The sequence below is a fragment of the Terriglobus roseus DSM 18391 genome, from assembly GCF_000265425.1.
Lineage (GTDB): Bacteria > Acidobacteriota > Terriglobia > Terriglobales > Acidobacteriaceae > Terriglobus > Terriglobus roseus.
Genome location: NC_018014.1, coordinates 539,145 through 563,419, shown reverse-complemented (window position 1 = coordinate 563,419; position 24,275 = coordinate 539,145). Strand labels below are relative to the sequence as shown.

The window sequence follows — 24,275 nt, the reverse complement described above, 5'->3', positions numbered from 1 at the left end:
TCCGCAAGTCCATGTGCAGTTCGCCTACGCCGCAGACAACTCAGGACTTCAAGCCATGGCGCAAATCCATCGGACATCGCTTTGGTGATCCAGACTCAGTCGGTGCCTGTCACCCTCTTCTCGACCTCTTCGGAAGGATGCAGCGCGCGCAGCAACTGCGCATCGTTCGTGTCGCCGCTAAGCTCCCAGATCATCATGCCGCCCAGCTTATGATCGCGTGCGTATAACGCCTTTGCCCGTAGAGAAATAGCGTCTTCAAAGGTAAGAAAGTTGTCGCCGTCATAAATCCACGGTGCCTGCGACGCCGGGTCGCGATACAGTTCGGCATCGTCATTCTGCAGCAGTGCGGTGACCGTCGTCTGGTTCAGGTTCCCGCGAATAGGATCGCCCTTGCTCAGGTAGCCATGGTTCGCACCCGCCGGAACGTTGTGCCACTGATACGCATAGAACGGCAGACCAATCAGCAACTGCCGCGAAGGCACACCCGCCGCCAGGTACGCTTCAATCACCGATGCAACCGTCTCTTCATGCGGGTCGGTCGCGCGTAGCGGCGCGATGAAACCTGTGTCTCGTGACCACGGCCCCTGGAAGTCATACGTCATCACACCGATCTGATCGACATCCTTCGCAACACGCCCCCACTTGATGGGTGAGATCGCCTTATGCGAAGCACCGCTCGCAATCGAAAGCGTAAAGCCGCGCTGCTCGGTACCCGCACGCAGCATCGCACTCTTCCACTTGATGGCGTTCATCTGCTTCCGGAACTCCGCCATCAACGCGTAAAAGTTGTCGGCGTTCTCCGCAGTTGGATACTCCCAATCCACATCAATGCCATCGAACAACTGCGGCGCCTCAATACCGGGCGCAATGTGCCCCTCAAGAAAACGCGCGACACACGAGTGCACGAAAGCCACGCGATTCTGCGGCTTCGCGGCCTCCTCAAACAACGCCTTTTGTCCTTCAATCGATACAAGAATCCGCAGATTCGGATAACGCTGTCGCAGCAACTGCAACTGGTGAAAGTTCCCACGCAACGGCGCATCCAACGCATCCGCGTTGCCATCGATCGAGTCCTCAGCCTTGAACGGAATATTCGTGTCCGCCTGCGGATCGGCGACGATGCACGCATTGTCCTTGATATTGACCTGCGCATAATCCAACTGCGTCAGCGATTTGATCGCACCGCTCTTGATCAGGTCCACCGGCACATACCGCCGGTTATAGATGCCCCACTGCGGGAAATACCCCACCACTTCTTCGCGATGCGGGTGCGTCGCTTTGACCGCAGCGCCAGACTCCTCCGCAGTAATGCTGGGGAGGGGGAGAAGCAGCAGGAGTGCAGCGAAAGAACAGTAAAGGCGATTCATGTTGTCCTCGGTTAGACGCGGCGCATTGACTCCAGGGTCCAACCACTTGGTGCTTTGAACCGAACGAAAGTGCAAGGTACAGTGAAACGCATGATGGATAGGCGCGAATTTTTGGAACGGTGTACGGCTGCGGGTCTCGGCGGAACATTATTGCCGGGCGCGCTCGCCGCAATGGCGGTGCAGTCGGCTGCAGCACAAGCAACAGCAGTAATCGACGCAGCAACGACGCCCCCCATCGATACATTCCCAGCCATCACAGCGGAAATGCTCGATGCCGCCGCAGTCATCGCAGGCATCAAGCTGACAGATGCGCAGAAGAAACAAATGTTGGCAGGCGTAAGAGATCGACGCGCGACAATTCAAGCCATCCGCGATCTGCACATGCCCAACTCCGTCGCCCCTGCAATGGTCTTTGATCCGCTGCCCATCGGCTTCGTACCGCCGCCCGGCTATGGCACGCCCGACGCATCACGCACGCCCGGAGCAAAGCCGTCGCCCGTGAGCGCAAGCGTCATCACGTCACTCGTCTCCAACGAAGAAGCATTGGCCTACGCAAGCATCCCGGAACTCGGCGCGCTCCTGCGGTCGAAGAAGATGTCCTGCGTTGCGCTGACGAAGTTCTTCCTCGCACGCACACAGCGGCTCGACGCAAAGCTGCACCTCCTCATCACGCCACTTACCGAACGCGCACTGCAGCAGGCCGCGCAGGCCGACAAGGATCTCGCCGCAGGCAAAGACCGTGGCCCATTGCACGGCATCCCCTGGGGCGCAAAAGACCTGCTCAGCGTCAAGGGCTACCCCACCACATGGGGCGCCAACACCATGGAGCATCAGCAGTTCGAAGAAGACGCCACCGTCGTCCAGCGCCTCGACGCAGCAGGCGCCGTGCTCATCGCAAAGCTGACGCTCGGCGCACTCGCGCAGAACGACATCTGGTTCGGCGGCAAGACACGCAATCCCTGGAACACCAAGCAGGGCTCCAGCGGCTCATCCGCCGGCCCCGGCTCTGCCGTCAGCGCAGGCTGCGTCGCCTTCGCCATTGGGTCTGAGACGCTCGGTTCCATCTCCGCACCCAGCACACGCTGCGGCATCACCGGCTACCGCCCCACCTTCGGCTTCGTCCCGCGCACAGGCGCCATGGCCCTCAGTTGGAGCATGGATAAGCTCGGCCCCATGTGCCACACCGTCGAAGACGCCGCACTCGTCATGCAGGCCATTCACGGCCCCGACGGCAAAGACGCCTCCGTGCGCCCGGCCGCCTTCCACTACAGCGGCAAAGTCGATCTCGCCAAACTACGCGTCGGCTTCCTCGAAAGTGCCTTCGCAGAACCCGTCCTCCGCGCAACCGGCAATGACGATGCAGCCGCACGCCAGCGCGCCTTCGAACGCCAGCGGTACGATCACCGCTTCGACACAGCCGCGCTCGAAGCCCTGCGCGGCATGGGCATCAAGCTCATCCCGGTCAAGCTGCCGGACTTCCCTTACGGTTCCGTCACACCGGTGCTCGAGGTAGAAGCGGCCGCCGCATTCGACGAGTTCCTGCGCGACGGTCGCGACACAAAGATGAACGTACAGACCGACGGCGACTGGCCCAATGTCTTCCACATCGCACGCATGTACAGCGGTGTCGACTACGTGCAGGCCATGCGCGCCCGCGCACTGCTCATCGCAAAGATGGCAGAGATGTTCCGCGACGTTGACGTCATCGCCACACCAACCGGCGGCAGCGCACAGCTCACCGCAACCAATCTAAGCGGACATCCCGCAGTGATCGTGCCGAACGGCATTCGCGGGAACGATGCACCTACGCCAACCGACACCACCGACGGCGGCCGCGCCAACACCGGCGGCCCGGGCACACCCGTAAGCTTCACCTTCCTCGGCAACCTCTACGACGACGCACGTCTGCTCGCCTTCGCAAAGCTCTACCAGGAGAAGACCGGCTTCCACAAACTCCACCCAGCTATCTAGCCAAGACCTTCCACAGGTGCGTCGATCACGGTGGCTGCTGCCAGATCATCCTTGCTCGTCTCGCGAATCGCGAGCAGTCCGCAGATGGTCAGCACAGCCGCCGCGCTCAGGTAGTAGCCCACATACTGCAGGCCGTACACCGTCGCCAGCTTGGTCGCAATGTACGGCGTCAGCGATGCGCCCAGGATGCCCGCAATGCTGAAAGCAAGCGAGCTACCCGTGTAACGCACCGGCGTCGGAAACAACTCGGACAGCACCGTGCCCAGCGGCCCGTACGTCAGTCCCATCAACGACAAGCCAACGATCAGCATGGCCAGCGCACCCGCATGTCCCGCCTGAAACATCGTCGAAAAGAACAGGCCAAAGATGGCAATGCCAACACTGATGGCAATCATCACCGGCTTGCGCCCACGTTCAGCAAGCACCGCCGCAGCAGGAATCGTCAGTGCAAAAAAGATCACGCCCACCAGTTGCATCTCTAGAAACGTGGTCTTTGGATAGTGCAGCGCCGTGGTCGCCCACGTAAGCGTGAAGACAATCATCAGGTAGAACAGCACAAACGTCGCCAGGCACGTCAGCGTACCCGCCACCAGCGCTCCAAAGTGATTGCGAATCACCGCAAAGATCGGCACTTTCACCGGCTCCTTACGCGCCAGCGAAGCCGCAAACACCGGCGTCTCCGTGATCGTCAGCCGCACATACAGACCCAGCAGCACCAGCACACCGCTCGCCAGGAACGGCAGACGCCAGCCGAAGCTCAGGAACTGCGCAGGCGTCAGCACGTTCGAAAGCAACAGGAAGATCGCACTCGAAAAGAAGAACCCGATCGGCGCGCCAAGCTGCGGGAACATCCCGTACCACGCACGCTTGCCCGGCGGCGCATTCTCCGTTGCCAGCAGCACAGCACCGCCCCACTCGCCACCCAGTCCAATACCCTGCCCAAAGCGGCACAGCGCCAGCAGCAGCGGCGCAGCCACTCCCACCATCTTGTACGTCGGCAGCACACCCACCGCCACGGTCGACAGGCCCATCGTCGACAGAGCCAGCACCAGCGTCGTCTTCCGTCCGATGCGATCGCCAAAGTGTCCGAACAGCGCCGACCCAATGGGCCGCGCAATAAATGCAATGGCGAACGTCGCCAGCGACTGCAGCGTCGCGGCCGTCGCATCGCCCGCCGGGAAGAACAGCAGCGGGAACACGATGACGGCAGCCGTGGCGTAGATGTAAAAGTCAAAGAACTCGACGGTCGTTCCGACGAGGCTGGCAAAGAGCACCTGGCGCGGTGTGTTCCGCGGCTTTTCGCTTGGCTTAGGCATGGATTAGTTGATGATGCGGTGCCGGATGGGTCGCAGGCAAGTGCAACTCGTCAGAAACCTAACGATGTGCCATCATCCGCACCAGCAGCGGCGCCAGCACAGCCGTCAGTAACCCATTCATCCCAATGGCCACGCCCGCAAACGCCGCCGGAATCGGCCCCAGCGGGATCACACTCGCCGCCGCAATCCCACTCCCCGCCGTGCCCGCCGCCAGCCCGGTTGCCGCGGGATGATTCACCCGCAACAGCCGCAGCACGCCCGGCAGAATCACCGCAACCAGAATGCCCGCAGTAATCCCAAACACCGCAGACAGAGCCGGCACGCCACCAATCGTCTCGGACACGCCCATGGCAATCGGCGTCGTCAGCGACTTGGGCATCATCGACAGCGCAAGCTGCTCCGTGCCGCCACAAAGCCGCACCAGCGCATACGCACTCACCGCTCCCGTGACACTGCCCGCCAACAGCGCCAGCAGCGTAGGCCAAAGCCCGCGCCGCAGATGCTCCAGCGACAACACCATCGGGATCGCCAGCGCTACCGTCGCAGGCCCCAGCAGAAAGTGCAGCAACTGCACACCCGCAAAGTACTGCGCATACGGCAACCGCAACACCCACAACATCAACCCGACCAGCACAATCGCAATCAGCGTCGGATTCGCAATGGCCACGCGCGTCCGCCGTTGCAGCCAAACGCCTGCAAGGTAGAAAGCAATCGTCACCGTCACCAGGAAGAGCGGTTCCGTCCGCAACATAGCGACAGCGCTCATCGCGGCGTCTCCACATCCATCACCACGCGCTCACCACGCCGCAGCAGCCCCTGCATCACCAGCGCCGTAACCGTAATGGTCAACAGCGTCGACACGACCAGCGCAACGGCAATGGGAAACCACGCAGCCCGCAGCAATTCAAGGTTCGCGACAACACCCGCGCCCGCCGGCACAAACAACAGCCCAAGCCACCGCAACAGCCCGTTCGACGTCTTCACCAGCGCCGCATCCGGCTCACGCCTGCGCAGCAACAGCACCGCCGCCAGCAGCGCCATACCCAGCACCGGCCCGGGCAGCGGCAGATGCAGCGCACGGTGCAGCGCCTCACCCACCAGTTGCGCCAGCAGCAGGATGCCAAAGCTCCGAAGCACGTCCATGCAAGCCAGACTACGCGACTCGCGCCGGTGATAGCATCCGGCTTGTGACCCCGCCGCTCCTCATCGCCGAAGGCCTCTCCAAGCAGTACGGCACCACGCGCGTCGTCAGCGATGTCGGCCTGTCCATCGCACGCGGCGAGATCCTCGGCCTCGTCGGTGAAAGCGGCAGCGGCAAGAGCACCGTCGCACGCATGCTCCTCCGCCTCATCGAGCCAACCAGCGGCACCGTTCGCTTCGACGGCCTCGACGTCCTGCACGCCAACCGTGCTGAGATGAAGGCCCTGCGACGCCGCATGGGCGTCGTCTTCCAGGATCCCTTCGCCGCGCTCGATCCACGCATGCGTGTCCGCGACATCCTCGCGGAACCCTTCGCCATCCACGGCGACGGCACCCTCCGCGGCAACGCCATGGAAACGAAGCTCACTGCCATGCTGCAGGAGGTCGGCCTCGACGCAGCCGCGCTCGCGCGCTACCCGCACGAGTTCAGCGGAGGCCAGCGCCAGCGCATCAACATCGCACGCGCCCTCGCGCTCGCACCCGAGTTCCTAGTGCTCGACGAACCCGTCAGCGCGCTCGACGTCTCCGTCGGCGCACAGGTCATCAACCTCCTCCGCGACCTCCAACGTACCCGCGGCCTCACCTGCCTCTTCATCTCGCACTCCATGCCCCTCGTCCGCTACCTCTGCGACCGCGTGGCCGTCATGCAGCGCGGGTGCCTGGTGGAAGTAGGCGATGCCGTCACCATCTGCGAACACCCATGCGAGGCCTACACCCAGGCACTCATCGCCGCCACGCCAGAGTTCGCTCTCCCCACGCGTTAGAAACATCTGCTTCAATCACTCTCTTTTCAGAGCTGACATCTAATTCAGTTACATCCTGTTGGCTACTCAGAAAATCTGCCTCACTCACCTCCTGGTCGCGCCACGAAACTGCCGCTTCACTTACGGTCTTTCGGAGGGGCATGGCTTGAGCCATGCCATCTAGCTCATTTGGGAAGCCCGGCTTTAGCCGCTGAGGGAAATTCTTCAAAAGCGGTTGCCACGCTCCCCCAAAAACCACCCGAAACACCCCCGGTAGAATGAAGGGATGGCCGTTTCCCTGCTCGCACACGCGCACTACGCCTGGCTGGTCACAGCCTCGCTGATCGCGGGCGCAGTAAACGCAGTCGCCAGCGGCGGGTCCTTCATCTCATTCCCGGCAATGCTCGCCATGGGCGTAGCACCCGTCCAGGCAAACGCAACCAACACGGTAGCCATCTGGCCTGGCCAGCTCACCAGCGTCTTCGCTCTGCGCGGCGATCTGCGGAAAGACCTCCTCACTGTAGCGATCCTCTGCGCGATTGCAGGCGGCATCGGCGGTGCAGAGATCCTTCTCCACACACCACAATCCATCTTCCTGAACATCCTGCCATGGATGATCCTCGCCGCAACCGTGCTCTTCCTCTTCGCCGGTCGCATCTCCGCATGGCTCAAACGCGGCGCCAGCCACGCACACGCAGACAAGCCCGTATCGATGATGGCTCTCACTGCCATGCTGCTGCCCGTCTGCCTCTACGTCGGCTACTTCGGCGCAGGTGGCGGCCTGCTCATCATGGCCGCACTTGGCGTCCTTGGCGTAGAAGCCATGCATGAGCTGAACAGCATGAAGGTGCTCGTCGCGTGCATCGCAAATTTCTCAGCGGTCGTCACCTTCGTCGTATCGAACTCGGTCGCATGGCACTACTGCATCATCGCCATGATCTTCGCCGGTCTCGGCGGCTACATCGGCGCACACTACGCAAGACGCATGCCCGCCGCAGCCATGCGCGTCATGGTCATCTGCGTCGGCTTCGCCGTATCGGCATGGTTTTTCTGGGTCGCGCATACGCGCACCTAAACATCTAGGAGATCGAAGCATGAGTCACGAAGGCATACGCATGATCAGCCGCGAAGAGAGCGAGCTCGTCGCAAAGACGGAGCAGCCTCTGCCGGCCGCAGCCATCACACCCGCAAAGGTAAAGATCGCCATCACCGAAGGCACCGGCGTCACCATCACGTGGAAGGATGGACGCGAATCGCATTGGACCTTCCCCTACCTGCGCGACGCATGCCCTTGCGCCACCTGCCACGAAGAGCGCGAACAGACAGGCCGCGCCCTTGGCGAACCCAAGCCCAAGACCACGCAGTTGCTGCAGCTTTATACGCCGCCTGCGAAGCCACTATCGGCGGAAGCCATCGGTCGCTACGCCATCAAATTCAAGTGGGCCGACGGACACGAAAGCGGCATCTACTCATGGGACTTTCTGCGGCGGCTGGATGAAGGCGCGCTGCCCGTAAAGGTAGCCCGATGAACTCCCACACAGAGCAACAGCTCCATGCACTCGAAGACAAACTAAAGCCTCTCTACACCCGTCTCGCCTCGCATCCGCTCTACGCATCCTTCCGCAGCATCGAAGAGCTGCGCACCTTCATGGAGGCGCACGTCTTCGCCGTATGGGACTTCATGTCTCTGCTCAAGGCGCTACAGCGCGGCCTCACCTGTGTCGATGTCCCCTGGCTCCCAAGCGCAACACCCGAGAGCCGCCGCCTCATCAACGAAATCGTCCTCGGCGAAGAGAGCGACATCTACCAGGGCCGGCACCTCAGCCACTTCGAGCTCTATCGACTCGCCATGCAACAGTGCGGGGCCTCCACCGTCGCCATCGATCGCCTGCTCTTCGCGCTGCGTGATGGCGCAGACCTGCACGAAGCAGTCCGCGGCAGCCACGCACCCGACGAAGCCAAAGGCTTCGTACGCGACACCTTCCACATCCTCAGCGAGAGCAAACTGCACATCATCGCAGCAGCCTTCACCTTCGGCCGTGAAGACCTCATCCCGGAGATGTTCAAGGGCTTCGTACGAGACCTGAACCGCGACCTCGCCGGCCAGCTCGAGACCTTCATCTGGTATCTCGAACGCCACATCGAAGTCGACGGCGAAGAGCACGGCCCCATGGCCCTCCGCATGATTGCAGAGCTGTGCGGCGACGACCCAACCAAATGGGCCGAAGCCGGACAAGCCGCCATCTTCGCACTAGAATCCCGCCTCCGCCTTTGGGACGGCATAGCAGCACGCATCACCTAGACACCCGGCTATACCTCGGGTGCCCCATTCATGACAGCTTCATCGTCATGAATGGGGCATCGCGCAAAGCGCGACCGCTTGAATCGCTACTCGACGCTGACAGCCTTGTCCTTCGCAAACGTCATCGTCACCGGCTTGCCATCGTTGTCATACACAACCGTGCGATTGCCCAGAGTCCCAGGCCCCGGCTTACTCACCTGCCCCAGTGCAAGCTGCGCCTGCATCTCGCTCATGCCCTTCTCCGCACGGTGCTCATCGATCGCCTTCCAGCGCGCATCGCCCCAGTGCTTGTACAGCGTGTGCGGATCGTCGTAGAAGAAGCACTCGTCCAGATAGAACGTGTAGAACTTGCCCTCGCGGTATCCGACCGGCGTACCCCAAAGCTTCGACGGATCGCTCGCGCGATGGAACAGCATCAGCACCTGCGCATCGCCCTTCGGCACACGGCTGAACGCACTCGCGGGCGCCTTGCCCTCGATAAAGTTCACAACATCCAGCGGCTCCGCACCCAGCAACAACGGCCCCGGATGCGCATAATCCATCTTCGCCGCAGTCGCAGGAAACGCATTCAACTGGCCCGCGGCAAACACCCACACCCGCTTGCCATTCAGCTCCTTCGCATCCTTCACATCGGTCTGGTGCAGATGACGCGGCAGCACCATCTGGTCGTCCGTATAACTCGGCTCAGCAGCAACCGCAGGCTTGTTCGCCTCCACCCGCCCCTTGTGGATCAGGTAAATACGCACCGAAAGCGCGATAAGTCCGATGACCGTAAAGGCCAGGAGCAGGTTGCGGACGCCGGTGCCCTTGGTCTCCGTGGCATCGTGTTGCGGCTGATCATTGAGCATTGCGGGGATCCTCGAAAAGCAGAATAAACGTTAGTCGAACGGCTCGCTCTCCGCATATGCGGAGTTGCCAGCCAGCAGCGCATCCGCATCCAGCGAATCCACGCTGCGTAGACGCGGGAAGAACACACTCCAGAGCCCTGTCACCACAAGCGATCCGATGCCGCCAAACACCACCGCGCGCACCGCACCAAACCACTTCGCGGTCAGGCCACTCTCAAACTCACCAAACTCATTCGATGCGCCCAGGAACAGCCAGTTGATCGCTGACACCCGCCCACGCATCTCCGGCGGCGTCCCCAGTTGCAGAATCGTCTGCCGGATAATCACCGAGATGTTATCGCTCGCACCAATAAAGAAAAGCGCCACCAGCGACAGCGGCAACGACTTCGACAACCCAAACACAATCGTCGCCACGCCGAACACACCCACCGCCACCAGCATCATCTTGCCCGCATGATGCTTGATCGGCCGCCGCGCCAGCGTGATCGACGTGCACAAAGCGCCGATCGCCGGCGCCCCGCGCAAAATGCCCAGCCCACGCGGCCCGGCATGCAAAATATCCTGCGCAAAGATCGGCATCAGCGACACCGCGCCGCCCAGCAACACCGCAAACATATCCAGCGAGATCGACCCCAGCAGCAGCTTCGCCCTGCCAACGTACCGGGCACCATCCATCATCGTCTGGAAGCTGAAGCCCTTCTGCTCGCTCACTTCCTTGCGCGGCCGCAACGTACTCACCAGGATCGAAAACGCCACCATCGTGATCAGCGTTAACGCATACACAATCGGCGACCCCGTCCAGCGCGCAAGGCTTCCCTGGAACTGGATCGTGAACAGCAACCCGCCAATCGCCGGCCCCGTAATATTCGCTACCTGAAAGATCGCCGAGCCCCACGTCATCGCATTGACGAACGCACCCTTCGGCACCAGTTGCGGCTGGATCGCCGAACTAGCCGGCCCCGAGAACGCTCGCCCCGCGCCAATGCAGAACAGGATCGTGTAAATCCACAACACATGCGTCGTCCCCACCAGCGCCAGGTACAGCAACATGGCAGTGCACACGGCCTGGATGACATAGCAGGTAACGATGATCGTCTTGCGGTCGTAGCGATCGGCTGCATGGCCCGCAGGCAACACAAAGAAGATGCCGGGCAGAAACAGCGCCAGGCCGGTATATCCCAGGAACAGTGCAGAGTGTGTGATCTGGTAGATCTGCCACGCAACGGCGACCGACTGCGCCTCAGCACCCACAATCACCAACAGACGCGCCATCTGGTAACGGCGAAAGTTGCGCGAAGAGAACGCCGCGCCTTCTTTCCCATCAGAGTCGAGCGGACGTCGCACCTTGCGTTGCGAGTCGTCGCTGGTTGGTGCGGCGTTGGGCATCCGTCTATCTATGGTGACACACGCTCGCGCGTCTCAACCCCGAGAACGGCTAATCGCCCAGGTACGTCTCGAACTGCGACTCCACCACACCGGTGTTACGCGCTAACTGCAGCTTGGCATTATTGAACTGGAACAGTGCCGACACCAACTGAGCCTGGGCGTTGGCCAACGTCGCCTGCGCACGAACAACCGGCAGGTTGTCGTCGATACCCGCGCGGTAACGGTCACGCGTCTCGTCCAGCGCCTCAGCAGCCAGATTCACATTACTTGTCGCATCACGCACCAGCTCGTTCGATGTGTTCATATCCAGCATCGCCGCGCGGATCTGCTGCTCAATGTCGCCGCGCAGGCCGCTCAGCTGGCTCCTCAACTTCGAAAGCTGCGAGTCCGCAACCTCCCGATCACCACGGATCCGCGCTTCCTGAAAGATCGGGAAATCCAGTCCACCCTGCGCCGTGAAGACACCGTGGTACAGGCCCGTCGTCTGCCCCAGCACGCCATAGAATCCGCTCACCTTCGCCACCGGCAAACGCTCATACGCAATCGCGCGGCGCTGCAGCTCCGTCGAACGAAGCTGCGCCTGCAGACTCAGCAGATCCTTGCGGCGCTTGAACGCGACCTGCTTCGCCGTATCCAGCGGCAGTGCTTCCAGCTCGTGATACGGCACAGCATCGGTCAATTGCAACTGCTGATCGGCCGCAATACCCATCAGCCGGTTCAACTGGATCTTGTCCTTCTCAAACGTCGCAACATCCGCAATCAACTCCTGCTGGCGCGTCTGCCGCTCCACGCGCGCACGCAACAGGTCCAGATTGGTGCCGGTGCCGGCATCCTTGCGAGCCTGCGACTGGCGCTCCAGCTCGGCATCGCTCGCCACCTGCGACTGTGCATTCGTAATCGAAGCGGTATCGGCCAGCACGCGAAGATATTGGCTCGCCACCCGCTGCACAACATCGCCACGGTCCAGCAGAATGTTCCACTTCGCCACTTCCGCCGTAGCCTTCGCAGCGCGGTAGATCTCAAGCGCCGGCAGGTTAAAGATCTGCTGACTTAGGCTCAGCTTCGCCGAAGTCGTACTCACCTTCACGATCGTGCCAAACGTAACGCCCGGCGGCAGCAAACCGACAAGCGAAGCCGGCTTAAAGCCCATCGCCGCCAGATTGATCTGCTGCGTACCGCTCTGCGCACTCGCCGTAAGCGACGGAATCAGCGCATTGAACGCGGTCAACTGCAATCCAGTGATCTGGCGCTGGTTCTGCAGATCCACCGCAATCGTCAGATTGTGTTCCAGGGCCAGACGAACGGCATCATCCAGCGACAGCATCAACGGCTGCGCGGTCGCCGTCGGCGTTGCCACGCCATGCCCCAGGTCACGCGGCGCGGCAGCCTTCAACTGGTCGACGATGGCGGCGGACGGTCCCTGCGGCGCAGGTGCCTCCGGCAGGTTCATCGCCTCGGACACTGGCGGCTGTTTCACCACGGCCGGTGCCGTCGTAATGGCGGGCGTCGGCGGCGGCGCAACAGGCTGCGCGGGCGGCGTCACCTGCGCACCAAGCGCGGGCGACAGAAGCAAAGCAAGTCCGGATATCAATTGGGAACTGGGTCTCATGAAGCTAATCAGTTGATTCGATTCTCGCAGCGCCTCAGCGGTTGCGGAAAGTTTCTGATCTTTGAGAAGCAGCTCAGAGGCAGGAACACCGGGTGCCCCACGTCTCGATCCTGAGACGTGGGTTTTGGGAACACCACAAACGACACAAAACAGCCGCCCCACCGGCGCGACCTTCTGCCGCAACCTGCGTCTAGAATGAAACAGGCGTCTTTCGGGCCGTTTTGAGCCCCCAAACGCCGGGAGCAACGACACCGATGGCGAAGCACACCCTCTTTGGCCGCATGACACTGGCCGCATCCGTGATGGCCGCGGGCCTCATCCTCGGCGGCAACGCCCACGCGCAGTTCGCCGGCACGCCCGACCCCGCCACCTTCCGCGACACCTCCATGCTCAAGCCGCCCGCCGGCCAGAAGGTCGCCATCGTCGAGTTTGTCGACCTGGAATGCCCCGCCTGCCGCGCCGCAAACCCCATCGTGCAGAAGGCTGCCGCCCAGTACCACGTACCCATCGTCCGCTATGACTTCCCCCTCCAGATGCACATCTGGAGCAAGGAAGCAGCCGTCTTCGCGCGCTACCTCCAGGACAAGGTCAATCCCAACCTCGCCGACCAGTACCGCAACGACGTCTTCCAGCAGCAGCCCGCCATCAACAGCAAGGACGACTGGAACGGTTACACCCGCCGCTGGATGCAGCAGCACGGACAGACCATGCCCTTCGTCTCCGATCCCACCGGTGAAGAGCTGCGAAAGGTTATGGCCGACTACCACGTCGGCGAACGCCTCAACGTCACCCGCACGCCGACCATCATCGTCGTCACCCAGAACAAGTGGCAGATCGTCTCCGGCAGCGAGTCCGGCTCCAACGACGTGAACCGCATCTTCTCCATCGTGGAAGGCGCCCTGAGACAGTCAGGTCCGGCCACCGCCATGGTGAAGCCCGCGGCTGCAAAGGCACACAAGTAACCCAAACACGGCAACGCAAAGACAAAGGGCGCGGAGATCATCTTCGCGCCCTTCCTCGTCACTTTGAGCACCAAAGCCCAACCGCATCCTAAGCACTTACCAACAGCGAGCTTGCCCGCGACTTCTCAGCCTAGGGCGAAAGCCCGCGGGAATCCTCCATGGAGCGCATGCGCACCAAGGCCCGCGCCATCGCAAAGGCCGCAGATACCGCACCACCCCATCCGTTAGAGATTCAAGCCCATCCCAACGGCGGGCGGAAGGCCCGCGACTTCCTGGCCCAGGGCGAAGCCCTGGGTTACTCCGAATCGCGGTTCCGCGGGCTGTAGGCCCGCGACAAAATCCTGCACCAATCCGATAACGTCGTTTCCGCAAAACGAAAGGCGCGGAGATCAACTCCGCGCCTTTTATTTTGAACTACCGGTTCGGCGTCTTCGAGGCCTCGGCATCGGCCTTATCCTGCGCACGAGCCGCGTCCTTCACCTTGTCGCTCTTCAGAGCCTTATGCGCTTCCTTGTCGGCATGCGCCTGTGCCTTATCCGCCTTACGATTCTGCTTCGCAGTCGCTTCCTGATCCTTACGAACCTGCTCATTCGTCTGTGCAAACACCGGCTGCAGGCATCCGGCTGCCAGCGTGAGCGAAAGGGCGAAGGCTGCAATATGGGGTCGTTGATACTTCATAGTTCACCTCTCATCTACCTTGGATGGCACGTAAAGCCCTGGAAACTGCCTCAACGTCCGCAGTCCAACGCCACTGAGCGCCACCGCATCGTATTCTTTCGAGAGACCTCAGCCACTTGTCCCCCTTCAAACCCACGACCCGTTCTGGACGCGCCTTCACCGCGGCGGCCCTTCTCCTCTGCTTGGCGCTGCCCACCGCGCAGCCCGCACGGGCCTACTCCGTCATGACCCACGAAGAGGTCGTCGACATGGCATGGCTGCCGCATATGGTCCCTCTTCTGCGCGCCCGCTTCCCATCCCTGACCGACGATCAGATCCGCGAGGCCCACGCCTTTGCCTACGGCGGCTGCATCCTCCAGGACCTCGGCTACTACCCCAAGGGCAGCAAGTTCTTCAGCGATCTCACGCATTACGTCCGCAGCGGCGACTTCGTACAGGCACTCCTCGACGACGCCACCACCCCCGACGAATTCGCCTTCGCCATGGGCGCTCTCGCCCACTACACCTCCGACGAAACCGGCCACCCCTACGTCAATCAGGTCACCGCGCAGGAGTTCCCCAAGCTGGCGCACCGCTACGGTAAAGTCGTCACCTACGAAGAGAGCCCCACCGACCACCTCCGCACCGAGTTCGGCTTCGACGTCGTCGGCGTCTCCCGCGGCAAATACGCGCAGGAGGACTACCGCAACTTCATCGGCTTTGAAGTCGCCAAACCACTCCTGGAACGCGCCTTCGAAGAGACCTACGGCCTCAAGCTGACCGACGTCATTCACAGCCCCGACTCCTCGATCGGATCCGCCCGGTGGGCCGTGCACTCGCTCATCCCGAAGATCACCAAGGTCGCCCTGCTCAGCTATCACGACAACATCGAACACGTGAACCCGGGCTTCGACCGCAAGAAATTCGTCTACCGCATGAACCGTACCGAGTACGAAAAGGCCTGGGGCAAGGAATACAAGAAGCCCGGCTTCGGCTCGCATCTTCTGGCAGTGATCATCAACATCCTGCCCAAGGTCGGTCCGCTGAAGGCCCTTGACCTGAAGCTGCCCAACGGCGATCAGCAGACGCTCTACATCAAGAGCGTCAACGAAACCGTTGACCGCCTGAACGCCCGTCTCGATAAGATCCGCAGCGTCACCACGCCCGTTCCCGTTCCAGTCGTCGCGCAAAGCAACGGCAAGCGGCCCGACGCCGGCACAGCCACCGCTGACAAGGAAACCCAGGAAGCCGCCAACGCCAAGGGTGAAGCCGGCAACGGCGGCGCCGTCATCGCAACCAGCGCAGCCGTCGCCGCAGCAGCACCACCTCCCGTCGAGGTCGCGCAGTCCGCAAAGGCCGACAAGGCAGTCGCAACCGACCACCCCGCGACACCCACTCTTCAGGCTGCTGCCTCTGCCGCACAGGCCGGCGCCGATCCCGCCAGCGCAGGCGCCGCCATCGCCCAGCCGCTCGGAGACGTGCCGCTCACGCTTACCTCCATCGACCTCGACACCGGCAAAACCACGGCCCCCGGCGAATACGGCCTCGCCGACAAGACCTACGCCGAACTTCTCGAGAAGATCGCAGCCCTGCCAGCCACACCGACCGACGGCCTCCTGCGCAAAGATCTGCTTCTCTACTTCGGAGCCGAACAGGCAGCTAAGAACTCCCTCAACAAAAAGCCGAAAGAATGGGCAAAGGTCCAGGCCGCCCTGGCCCAGCTAAAGGCCACCCCGACCGCCGCACCCAAAACCGCCCACACCGCAACTCCGCCCCCACCCGCCGGCGACTAAGAACCAGGACCTCACCAGAACCGGGTAACCACTGATCCAGTAGGAAACCACCAGAACCGGGTGACCACCCGATCTAGTAGGAAACCACCAGAACCGAGTAACAGCTAGATCTAGACAACCACCGGAAACGCGTGACATCCCGATCTAGGCAACCACCAGAACAGGTGAACACCCGATCTAGGAAGCCACCAGAACCGGGTGCCCCATTCTTTCGCGGGCTTCATCGCGAAAGGGTGGGTTATTCGCGCCTGCGCGAACCGGTAGTCCAAAAGAAAGTGACACTTCCCGGGAAGGGATTCAGAGCCCGATCAAGATGCGGGCTGAAGGCCCGCGACTTCCTAGCCCAGGGCAAAGCCCTGGGTGACGCAACGCCCGATGAATTGCGGGCTGAAGGCTCGCGACAAAACCTCTCAGACGGCTGCAACACCGAACCTCAGCGAACAAACCTCACGCGAAAAACCTGTCAAGCCCCAAACCCCGCAAACCACTCAAAACAAACAACATCTACCCGCCAATAATTACCCCTCAATTTGAGATAATAGAAACAGCAAAAAGGGCGAGGCCAATGGCCTCGCCCTAACTCGTTTGTTATCTAATTTTTACCCGTAACCCGTTTAGAATCTGATTTTTGCCAAATCGGGAAACGTCAACTCGTTTCGAATCTAATATTTAGCGAAATTAGGGGGAGGGGTACCCTACTGAATCTGAACCAGTTCCCCATGTCCGCTCTGCGCCGAAGGAGGTGTCACCGAATTGCTCTGCGGAGCGCGCCAATGGTCGATATAGCTGACCTGGTGCACGCATGAGATCGTGCAGTTCGGAGCGCAGCCCTTCTCCGTCAGGAACTCACGCTTCACATCGGCCGTCGTGTACTCCGCCAGGGGAGTCCCCGGATAGCCACGCTGCTGCGAACAGTAATGCACCAGTCCGTTCTCGCAGACATACAGGTAGCGTCCGCCCGCGCGGCAGCGCCAGTCGTTCGGTTCGCCGTTCGCAATGGCTTCCTGGAAGTGGTTGAAGCGCGAATAGCTGCGGCGCGTCAGCTTGCGGACACGCTCCCAGACCGTGCGCTCTTCCCCGCCCAGCGGCTTCAACTGCCCGCTGCCATCGTGGATGATGCCGATCGTCGACGAGAAACCAAGCTCCAGCGCACGCGTGGACACGGTAAACGCATCCTGCGGATTCGCCACACCGCCGCCCACCACGGAGTTGATGTTCACGTGGAAGTCAGCAGACTCGGCCAGCCAGATCAACCGCTGATCCAGCACCTTCAGACTCTTCTTCGACACGGCATCCGGCATCACGTTGTCGATCGAGATCTGCATATGGTCCAGACCGGCCTTGTTCAGGCGCTCGATCCGTTCCTTGTTCAGGTAGTAGCCGTTCGTAATCATGCCGGCCAGCGCGCCGGTCTTGCGGATCCGCTTGATGACCTCATCCAGATCCGGGTGCATCAGCGGCTCGCCGCCCGAGATCGTAATCACCGAAGTACCAAGCCGTCCCAGGTGATCGATGCGGCGCAGCATCTCGTCCAGCGGCGTCGGATCGCTGTGATCGTCGTACTCGTTGCAATAGGTGCACGCCAGGTTACAGCGGCGCATCGGCACGATCTGTGCCATGTAAGGGTGCCCCGTCGACAGCACGGCAGAAGCAATCCCACGCAACTCGCGCAGGCGAAGCATCGCCAGCTTGACACGGCGACGCAACGGCATGGGCCGGTGGCCCGGCTTGAACTCAAACGCCGGTTTGGTAACAACTACAGTCGACATACTCGTTTGATTCTACCGGACCCCGTCCCGGCCTGAAGAACGGTGACCGGAAGACTGCGTTTTGATCCCACTCTCCTCGCAGCCGCAATCTGAACGTCGGTCGAAACCGATGCGCGACAGCGCCTCGCAACGGTCGTAAATTGGAGGGAATTGAGCGCCAAAACGCGACTCGAATGATTTGAAGCGGCTATGATAGCCGCCGCTCCGCACTTGGGCTTCAAGAGGTTGGATGCTTATGCAGCCATGCGACTTCGCACTGAAAGTAGCAGACAGTCTCGACCTGCTGCTCGCCTACTGGGATAAAGATCTCATCTGTCGCTTCGCCAACTCCGCATACGAAGTCTGGTTCGGACGGTCCCGCGAGCAGCTGCTCGGGATGTCCATGAAGGATGTGCTGGGCGATCTCTACAACCTCAACCTTCCATATATTCAGGGCGCTCTCGCGGGTCAGGTCCAGGTCTTCGAGCGCGATATTCCGATGTCGACCGGCGAAATCCGTCACAGCCTCGCCTCCTACTACCCCGACATCGTCGACGGTGTCGTGCAGGGCTTCTCCGTCCAGGTAACGAACGTGACGGCCTTGAAGGATCTGCAAGTCCATCTGGAAGCTGCCAGGATCAGGGCTGAAGAGCTCGCAACGCACGACTTCCTCACCGGCCTCCCCAACCGGCTGACGCTCACCGATCGGATTACCACCATCCTCGGCGGCGCGACACGCGCAGGAGAATTTGTAGCTGTCGTAGCGATCGATCTAGACGGCTTCAAGTCCATCAACGACACCTACGGTCATGACGTCGGAGACGACTTCCTGAAAGAGATCGCAAGGCGCATGCAATCGGCGATTCGCGTGACCGACACACTCACGCGGCTGGGAGGAGACGAGTTCATCCTGCTCGCTCCCTATCTCTCGGAACAGGACAGCATCCACTTCCTGCTCGAGCGGATCTTCGAGCACGTTTCAGTTCCGTGGACCATCAAGGACTGCGAACACATCCCAACCCTGAGCTGCGGTGTAGCGATCTTCCCAACGAACGCACATACTCCGGACGAGCTGATGAAGAAGGCCGACGCGGCCCTGTACGTCGCGAAGAGGAGCGGGAAAAACCGCTTCGTCTTCAGCGACTGAACCAACGAACGCGTCCGACTCTAATAGACCCAGCTCTTAACATCCGCGCCAGCCGGAGCCGTCTTGATCATGTGCTCCGTCATCATCGGCAACAACCGCTGCGGCCAGTTCGCCCCGTTCTGCTGCATCGTGTACTCCGCAGGACCGCCGGTATAGCAATGCGGCATGCCCGGCCCATACTGGAAGGTAGCGTCGCTGTGCGGATTCCGCGTCGCATCCAGTTGTGTCTGCAACAAGTGCACAGCATTGTTCAGGAAGTATGTATCGCCGTCGCCGACAGCAAGGTGCAGTTTGCCCTCCAGCTTCGGTCCCAGCGTCGGCCAGTCACGCTTCAGGATCGCCGCCAGGTCATAGTGGTCATGCCAGTACTGCACCACGCTCTTATCGATAGCACCCGTAATCGGATCAAGCACCGGCGCAGGATAACCATCCGCACCCTGCGGTGAAAAGACCGCCTGCCAGATCATCCACTGCTCGGTCGACCGGCCCTTCGTGCCAAGCACCTGCTCAAACGCGAACTCATCGGCCGTGTTCGCCAGGATGCTGCCGTCCGGCTTCCGATCCGCCGCAATCGGCACGCTACCGAAGTCGCCTTTGCGGACGAAAGCATTCGTATCGTTATAGAGATCGATGTTCTGGTACGCGTGAAAGTCCACCGGATCAGGACAAGCACCGTAAGCGCCGTTATAGTTCTCCGGATAGAAGACCTGCGTCGCCAGCGCCTCCCAACCGCCGGTGCTGCCGCCCGCCGTAGCCCGCGCCCAGCCTGCACCAATGCCGCGATACTGTGCCTCAACGGCCGGAATCAGCTCATCGTTGATCGCCGAACCATACGGACCAACGTTCGCTGAGTCCACGACGTAGCTGTCGTCGTAGTAAGGGTTCTGGTTCTGCACGTAAAGCATAATCACGTGCGGCAACCGCCCGGTCGTCCAGTCCTGGAAGAAGCGATAGCCTGAAGCCCCACGTGCACTTGCTCCCGCCGCAGGAGGAGCCGCAGTGAACGCCGGCTTCATGCTCTCCGAAAAGTGATCCTGCCAGACGACCAGCGGATACTTCGACTGCGGATGTTCTTCAAAGCCATCCGGCAGCAACACCCACGCGCCCAGGTACGTATCGCGGCCCCAGAACGTGCTCAGCTTCTCGCTCTTGAAACGCATGTATTTCAGCCACTTCGCTGTCGCAGGATTCGCCGCAATCACCTCTGGATCGTCCTTGGTGCCCTTGATCTCCGGCATCACCGCATCCAGCGTCAGCTTGATCGCCGCATTCGACTTCGGATCGAAGTGCACCTTTACCGGCTTGTTGTAAGGATTGCCCGGCTTGCGATTCCACTTCTGTCCCTCACCCTTGTCCGGCGCGAGCCACACCGTCTTGCCGTTTCCCAGGTGGAACTGCTCATAGACGTTGAAGACACCCTGCACGAAGTAGTCGCCCGCAGGAATCTCAGCCATCGAACGCAACGGGTACCCGAAGGTCTTCGCATCGACCGTGATCTTGCTCGCCGAAGCACCGCCATCCAGCCCAACATCCACGCCAAATCCCTGCGCCGACTGGTACTGCTCATCCATCTGCATCCGCGGCTCGGACTTCTCATCCTTGCTGAAGACCAGGATCAGGTGACCATGCTGCGCTGTGGACGGCAGCGTCACTTCGACCTTCTGGGCGAAGGCGGAGGTGGCGAGCAGGAGGGCGGCCAGAAGGGTTTTCATGGGTACGATCACCAATCTACATGCGAGTCACGTCCGGTCGGCGACGAATCTAGCGTCGGGTGCCGCGCATAAGCGGCGCCGTTTCCAGCCAGCGGTTCCGCCACACGGCGAAGTCCAATGGCGACCCCAGCGTCTTATACCGAGGCCACGCTGGCGATGGTGTCACTGCAACGGACAAGGGCGGCAAGCAGTAGCGCGTCGCGGCGTACCTGGTCGATACCCGCCAGCCATCCCGCAGACCGTTATCGATAATCCATTAGACTGAGAGATGACCATGCGGAAGAAATCTCCGCTTGCAAACCCCTCGCAATGGAGAGCAGCGGATCGTGCAGACAAGCTACAACGGCATCGAAGTCCCGGTAGACGGCAAGGCAATCACCTATACAAACGGAGCTTATTCCGTCCCCGACAACCCAATCGTCCCATTTATTGAAGGCGATGGCGCCGGTCGGGACATCTGGAAGAACGCGCGCAAGGTGCTGGACGCAGCCGTTGAGAAGAGCTACGGCGGCACTAAGAAGGTCGCCTGGTACGAGATTCTGGCTGGTGAAAAAGCTTACGGCCTCACGCAGAACTGGCTCCCGGACGACACCGTCCAGGCCTGCATCGACTTCCGCGTCAGCATCAAGGGACCGCTCACCACGCCCATCGGCGGCGGCATCCGCAGCCTGAACGTAACGCTGCGCCAGACCATGGATCTCTACCAGTGCATCCGCCCGGTCAAGCACTACCCCGGCGTGCCCAGCCCCGTCATCAACGCGGACGACGTAGACGTCGTGATCTTCCGCGAGAACACCGAAGACATCTACGCCGGCATCGAGTTCAAGGCAGGCTCGCCCGAAGAGGCGAAGCTGCGTGAGTTCGTGAACACCCAGCTGCTTGCCAACACCAAGAAGCAGCTGCGCTCCGACGGCGGCATCGGCATCAAGCCCATCACGGAAATGGCCTCCAAGCGCCTCGTCCGCGCGGCCATTCAGTACGCCGTAGACCACGGCCGCAAGGTGATGTCGATCGTTCACAAGGGGAACATCCAGAAGTTCACCGAAGGCGCCTTCCGCGAGTGGGGCTATGAAGTCGCCGTCACCGAGTTCCGCGACAAGATCGTCACCGAGCGTGAGAGCTGGATCCTGGGCGCACTCGACAAAGATCCGAACACGCCTCCCGAAGCCATCGCAAAGCTCGTCGAACCCGGCCTGAAGTTCGCTCCGCCGTCCTTTGAGCAGAAAATCATCGCCGAAGTGAAGGACGTGATCGCCGCTATCGGCGCCACCCACGGCAACGGCGCATGGAAGAAGCTCATCCTCGTCAACGACCGTATCTGCGATGCCATGTTCCAGGATCTGCTGCTGAAGCCGCAGGAATACGACGTTCTGGCCACCACCAACCTCAACGGCGACTACCTCTCCGACGCCGCAGCAGCGCAGGTCGGCGGACTCGGCATCGCGCCCGGCTCCAACATCGGCGACGGCTACGCCGTCTTCGAAGCTACCCACGGCACCGCACCACGCCTGGCCGATCAGGATGTTGTCAATCCCGGTTCCGTCATCCTCTCCGGAGCGATGCTCCTCCAGCTCATCGGCTGGAAAGAAGCCGCGGACCTGGTCGAAAAGGCCATGGAAAAGACCATCTCGCAGAAGTACGTGACGGTCGACTTCGCCAAGAGCATGCAGGGTGCCACGCAGGTCGGCACCACAGCCTTCTCTGATCGCGTCATTGAAAACATGTAAGCGTACGCAACACCCAAGCAAGAAAGGCACCGCGCACCCCGCGGTGCCTTTTCCTTTTGCCTGCCAAATACCCAAAACACTCTCGCCTCCGCTGACCTCAGCGGTATAGAGTGGCTGCGTCTTCCGGACCCCTTGCTTCGCGCGTCCAGACGAGCCACAAATCCAATGGAGCTAAGCACTCATGCAGACAAGCTATAACGGCATCGCTGTCCCCACGGAAGGCAAGGCAATCGAGTACGCAAACGGCACCTACACCGTCCCGGACAACCCGATCATCCCCTACATCGAAGGCGACGGCACCGGCCGCGACATCTGGAAGGCCTCGCAGCGTGTCTTCGATGCCGCAGTCGAAAAGGCATACGGTGGCAAGAAGAAGGTCTACTGGCTTGAAGTACTCGCTGGCGAAAAGAGCTATCGCAAGACCCAAAACTGGTTACCCGACGACACCGTGAAAGCCACCGTCGACTTCCGCGTCTCCATCAAGGGACCGCTCACAACACCCGTTGGTGGCGGCATCCGTTCGCTCAACGTCGCTCTCCGCCAGTTGATGGACCTCTACCAGTGCGTCCGTCCCGTGAAGTACTACGCCGGCGTCCCCAGCCCGGTAAAGCATCCGGAAAAGCTCGACATCGTCCTCTTCCGCGAGAACACCGAAGACATCTACGCCGGCATCGAGTCCGCGAAGGCACGCCCGAAGCCAAGCAGTTCATCGACTTCGTCAACAACACCATGCTCGCGGGCACCAAGAAGAAAGTGCGCGCAGACTCCGGCGTCGGCGTAAAGCCGATCTCCATCTTCGGATCCAAGCGCCTCGTCCGCGCCGCCATCCAATACGCCGTCGACCACGACCGCAAGTCCGTAACACTCGTCCACAAGGGCAACATCCAGAAGTTCACCGAGGGCGCCTTCCGCGAGTGGGGCTACGAAGTCGCCACCGAAGAGTTCCGTGACAAGATCGTCACCGAACGCGAGAGCTGGATCCTCGGCAACCTCGAACAGCACCCCGGCCTCTCCGCCCGGGACAACGCCACCATGATTGAGCCAGGCATCGAGTACGCACCGCCCGCCTTCGGCGACAGCGTCATCAAAGAAGTCGAGAACACCCTCGCAGCCATCGGCCAAACCCACGGCGGCGGCAAGTGGAAGAGCAAGATCCTCATCACGGATCGCATCGCCGACTCCATCTTCCAGCAGATCATCATCCGCCCCAGCGACTACTCGATCCTCGCCACAACCAACCTCAACGGCGATTACATCTCCGACGCCGCAGCGGCGCAGGTCGGCGGCCTCGGCATCGCTCCCGGCGCCAACATCGGTGACGGCTACGCCTGCTTTGAAGCGACGCACGGCACCGCGCCCAAATACGCCGACCTCGATGTCATCAACCCCGGCAGCGTCATCCTCAGCGGCGTTATGATGTTCGACTTCCTCGGCTGGACCGAAGCCGCACGCATGATCGAAAGCAGCATGGAAAAGACCATCCAGCAGAAGTTCGTCACCTACGACTTCGAACGCCAGATGCAGGGCGCCACCAAGGTGAAGACCAGCGAATTCGCCACCAAAATGATTGAAAACATGTAGTTACCACCCCCAACGCAATCGAGGCAGAATCGTGCCCGGCCACCCGCCCCGGCACGATTCAACGCCCGTTAACGGCGTTTTCGGCGTATGCGATAGACTAGATAGGATGTGCGCGGAGTCCTTCCGGACTTGTCTGTGCGCCTCCCTCTGTCAGCCCATGCTGCCTGCTCTTGGATGAGCGCGTGTGTGCCTGCAAGATCCTTTCG

22 protein-coding genes are annotated in these 24,275 nt (G+C 61.2%); 12 read left to right on the top strand and 10 right to left on the bottom strand.

Annotated elements, in window-relative coordinates:
• Nucleotides 1-95 precede the first annotated feature (95 nt).
• Complete coding sequence (locus TERRO_RS02400; protein ID WP_014784404.1) at nucleotides 96-1,367, bottom strand: glycoside hydrolase family 18 protein; 1,272 nt, start codon at nucleotides 1,365-1,367, stop codon at nucleotides 96-98.
• 90 nt (nucleotides 1,368-1,457) lie between these two features.
• On the opposite strand from TERRO_RS02400, the gene TERRO_RS02395 reads away from it, so the two are divergent.
• Nucleotides 1,458-3,338 carry an amidase gene (locus TERRO_RS02395; RefSeq protein ID WP_014784403.1) on the top strand — a complete coding sequence of 627 codons (1,881 nt, stop codon included), beginning with the start codon at nucleotides 1,458-1,460 and terminating at the stop codon, nucleotides 3,336-3,338.
• Here TERRO_RS02395 and TERRO_RS02390 read toward each other — a convergent pair.
• The 3 genes from TERRO_RS02390 to TERRO_RS02380 are packed head-to-tail and all read right to left on the bottom strand — an operon-like array spanning nucleotide 3,335 to nucleotide 5,797.
• Entirely contained in the window at nucleotides 3,335-4,654 is a 1,320-nt protein-coding gene (locus TERRO_RS02390; protein ID WP_014784402.1) for an MFS transporter, read from the bottom strand. The two genes, TERRO_RS02395 and TERRO_RS02390, sit on opposite strands and share 4 nt — an antisense overlap.
• 58 nt (nucleotides 4,655-4,712) lie before the next feature.
• Nucleotides 4,713-5,420: an LrgB family protein gene (locus tag TERRO_RS02385; protein WP_014784401.1), complete on the bottom strand. Its 708-nt coding sequence runs from the start codon at nucleotides 5,418-5,420 to the stop codon at nucleotides 4,713-4,715.
• Nucleotides 5,417-5,797 (bottom strand): CidA/LrgA family protein, encoded by a 381-nt coding sequence (locus tag TERRO_RS02380; protein WP_014784400.1) that lies wholly within the window; start codon nucleotides 5,795-5,797, stop codon nucleotides 5,417-5,419. Before TERRO_RS02380 ends, TERRO_RS02385 begins: the two co-directional genes overlap by 4 nt.
• 44 nt (nucleotides 5,798-5,841) lie before the next feature.
• Here TERRO_RS02380 and TERRO_RS02375 point away from each other — a divergent pair, with 44 nt between their 5' ends.
• The 4 genes from TERRO_RS02375 (at nucleotide 5,842) to TERRO_RS02360 (ending at nucleotide 8,899) form a co-directional block, all read left to right on the top strand.
• The gene (locus TERRO_RS02375) at nucleotides 5,842-6,618 is read left to right on the top strand and encodes an ATP-binding cassette domain-containing protein (RefSeq protein WP_014784399.1); all 777 of its coding nucleotides are present in this window, start codon (nucleotides 5,842-5,844) and stop codon (nucleotides 6,616-6,618) included.
• 265 nt (nucleotides 6,619-6,883) lie between these two features.
• Nucleotides 6,884-7,672: a sulfite exporter TauE/SafE family protein gene (locus TERRO_RS02370; RefSeq protein WP_014784398.1), complete on the top strand. Its 789-nt coding sequence runs from the start codon at nucleotides 6,884-6,886 to the stop codon at nucleotides 7,670-7,672.
• A 19-nt stretch (nucleotides 7,673-7,691) separates the two neighbouring features.
• Nucleotides 7,692-8,126: a DUF971 domain-containing protein gene (locus tag TERRO_RS02365; protein ID WP_014784397.1), complete on the top strand. Its 435-nt coding sequence runs from the start codon at nucleotides 7,692-7,694 to the stop codon at nucleotides 8,124-8,126.
• Nucleotides 8,123-8,899 (top strand): DUF3050 domain-containing protein, encoded by a 777-nt coding sequence (locus TERRO_RS02360; RefSeq protein WP_014784396.1) that lies wholly within the window; start codon nucleotides 8,123-8,125, stop codon nucleotides 8,897-8,899. Before TERRO_RS02365 ends, TERRO_RS02360 begins: the two co-directional genes overlap by 4 nt.
• 86 nt (nucleotides 8,900-8,985) lie before the next feature.
• Here the strand turns inward: TERRO_RS02360 and TERRO_RS02355 are convergent, their stop codons facing one another.
• Genes TERRO_RS02355 through TERRO_RS02345 form a run of 3 tightly spaced genes read right to left on the bottom strand, consistent with a single transcriptional unit; the run spans nucleotide 8,986 to nucleotide 12,742 of the window.
• A complete protein-coding gene (locus TERRO_RS02355) occupies nucleotides 8,986-9,747 on the bottom strand; it encodes a hypothetical protein (protein WP_014784395.1) in 762 nt (253 codons plus the stop codon).
• Nucleotides 9,748-9,777: 30 nt separating this feature from the next.
• Nucleotides 9,778-11,133: an MFS transporter gene (locus TERRO_RS02350; RefSeq protein WP_014784394.1), complete on the bottom strand. Its 1,356-nt coding sequence runs from the start codon at nucleotides 11,131-11,133 to the stop codon at nucleotides 9,778-9,780.
• Nucleotides 11,134-11,182: 49 nt separating this feature from the next.
• The gene (locus TERRO_RS02345; protein ID WP_245536195.1) at nucleotides 11,183-12,742 is read right to left on the bottom strand and encodes a TolC family protein; all 1,560 of its coding nucleotides are present in this window, start codon (nucleotides 12,740-12,742) and stop codon (nucleotides 11,183-11,185) included.
• Between the two features lie 254 nt (nucleotides 12,743-12,996).
• On the opposite strand from TERRO_RS02345, the gene TERRO_RS02340 reads away from it, so the two are divergent.
• The gene (locus TERRO_RS02340; RefSeq protein WP_014784392.1) at nucleotides 12,997-13,704 is read left to right on the top strand and encodes a DsbA family protein; all 708 of its coding nucleotides are present in this window, start codon (nucleotides 12,997-12,999) and stop codon (nucleotides 13,702-13,704) included.
• 167 nt (nucleotides 13,705-13,871) lie between these two features.
• Complete coding sequence (locus TERRO_RS23030) at nucleotides 13,872-14,030, top strand: hypothetical protein (protein WP_157178229.1); 159 nt, start codon at nucleotides 13,872-13,874, stop codon at nucleotides 14,028-14,030.
• Nucleotides 14,031-14,118: 88 nt separating this feature from the next.
• Here the strand turns inward: TERRO_RS23030 and TERRO_RS02335 are convergent, their stop codons facing one another.
• Nucleotides 14,119-14,382: a hypothetical protein gene (locus tag TERRO_RS02335; protein WP_014784390.1), complete on the bottom strand. Its 264-nt coding sequence runs from the start codon at nucleotides 14,380-14,382 to the stop codon at nucleotides 14,119-14,121.
• A gap of 182 nt (nucleotides 14,383-14,564) precedes the next feature.
• Here TERRO_RS02335 and TERRO_RS02330 point away from each other — a divergent pair, with 182 nt between their 5' ends.
• Nucleotides 14,565-16,154, top strand: coding sequence for a zinc dependent phospholipase C family protein (locus TERRO_RS02330; protein WP_245536194.1), 1,590 nt, complete (start codon nucleotides 14,565-14,567; stop codon nucleotides 16,152-16,154).
• 695 nt (nucleotides 16,155-16,849) lie between these two features.
• Here the strand turns inward: TERRO_RS02330 and TERRO_RS02325 are convergent.
• Nucleotides 16,850-17,923: a radical SAM protein gene (locus TERRO_RS02325; protein WP_014784388.1), complete on the bottom strand. Its 1,074-nt coding sequence runs from the start codon at nucleotides 17,921-17,923 to the stop codon at nucleotides 16,850-16,852.
• 229 nt (nucleotides 17,924-18,152) lie between these two features.
• Here TERRO_RS02325 and TERRO_RS21740 point away from each other — a divergent pair, with 229 nt between their 5' ends.
• Entirely contained in the window at nucleotides 18,153-19,049 is an 897-nt protein-coding gene (locus tag TERRO_RS21740) for a GGDEF domain-containing protein (RefSeq protein ID WP_052313256.1), read from the top strand.
• Nucleotides 19,050-19,069: 20 nt separating this feature from the next.
• Here the strand turns inward: TERRO_RS21740 and TERRO_RS02315 are convergent, their stop codons facing one another.
• Nucleotides 19,070-20,761: an alpha/beta hydrolase-fold protein gene (locus tag TERRO_RS02315; RefSeq protein WP_014784386.1), complete on the bottom strand. Its 1,692-nt coding sequence runs from the start codon at nucleotides 20,759-20,761 to the stop codon at nucleotides 19,070-19,072.
• Nucleotides 20,762-21,087: 326 nt separating this feature from the next.
• Here TERRO_RS02315 and TERRO_RS02310 point away from each other — a divergent pair, with 326 nt between their 5' ends.
• The 3 genes from TERRO_RS02310 (at nucleotide 21,088) to TERRO_RS23555 (ending at nucleotide 24,069) form a co-directional block, all read left to right on the top strand.
• The gene (locus TERRO_RS02310) at nucleotides 21,088-22,488 is read left to right on the top strand and encodes an NADP-dependent isocitrate dehydrogenase (protein ID WP_014784385.1); all 1,401 of its coding nucleotides are present in this window, start codon (nucleotides 21,088-21,090) and stop codon (nucleotides 22,486-22,488) included.
• Between the two features lie 181 nt (nucleotides 22,489-22,669).
• A complete protein-coding gene (locus TERRO_RS23560) occupies nucleotides 22,670-23,269 on the top strand; it encodes an isocitrate/isopropylmalate family dehydrogenase (RefSeq protein WP_245536193.1) in 600 nt (199 codons plus the stop codon).
• Nucleotides 23,218-24,069, top strand: coding sequence for an isocitrate/isopropylmalate family dehydrogenase (locus TERRO_RS23555; RefSeq protein ID WP_245536192.1), 852 nt, complete (start codon nucleotides 23,218-23,220; stop codon nucleotides 24,067-24,069). Before TERRO_RS23560 ends, TERRO_RS23555 begins: the two co-directional genes overlap by 52 nt.
• Nucleotides 24,070-24,275 lie beyond the last annotated feature (206 nt).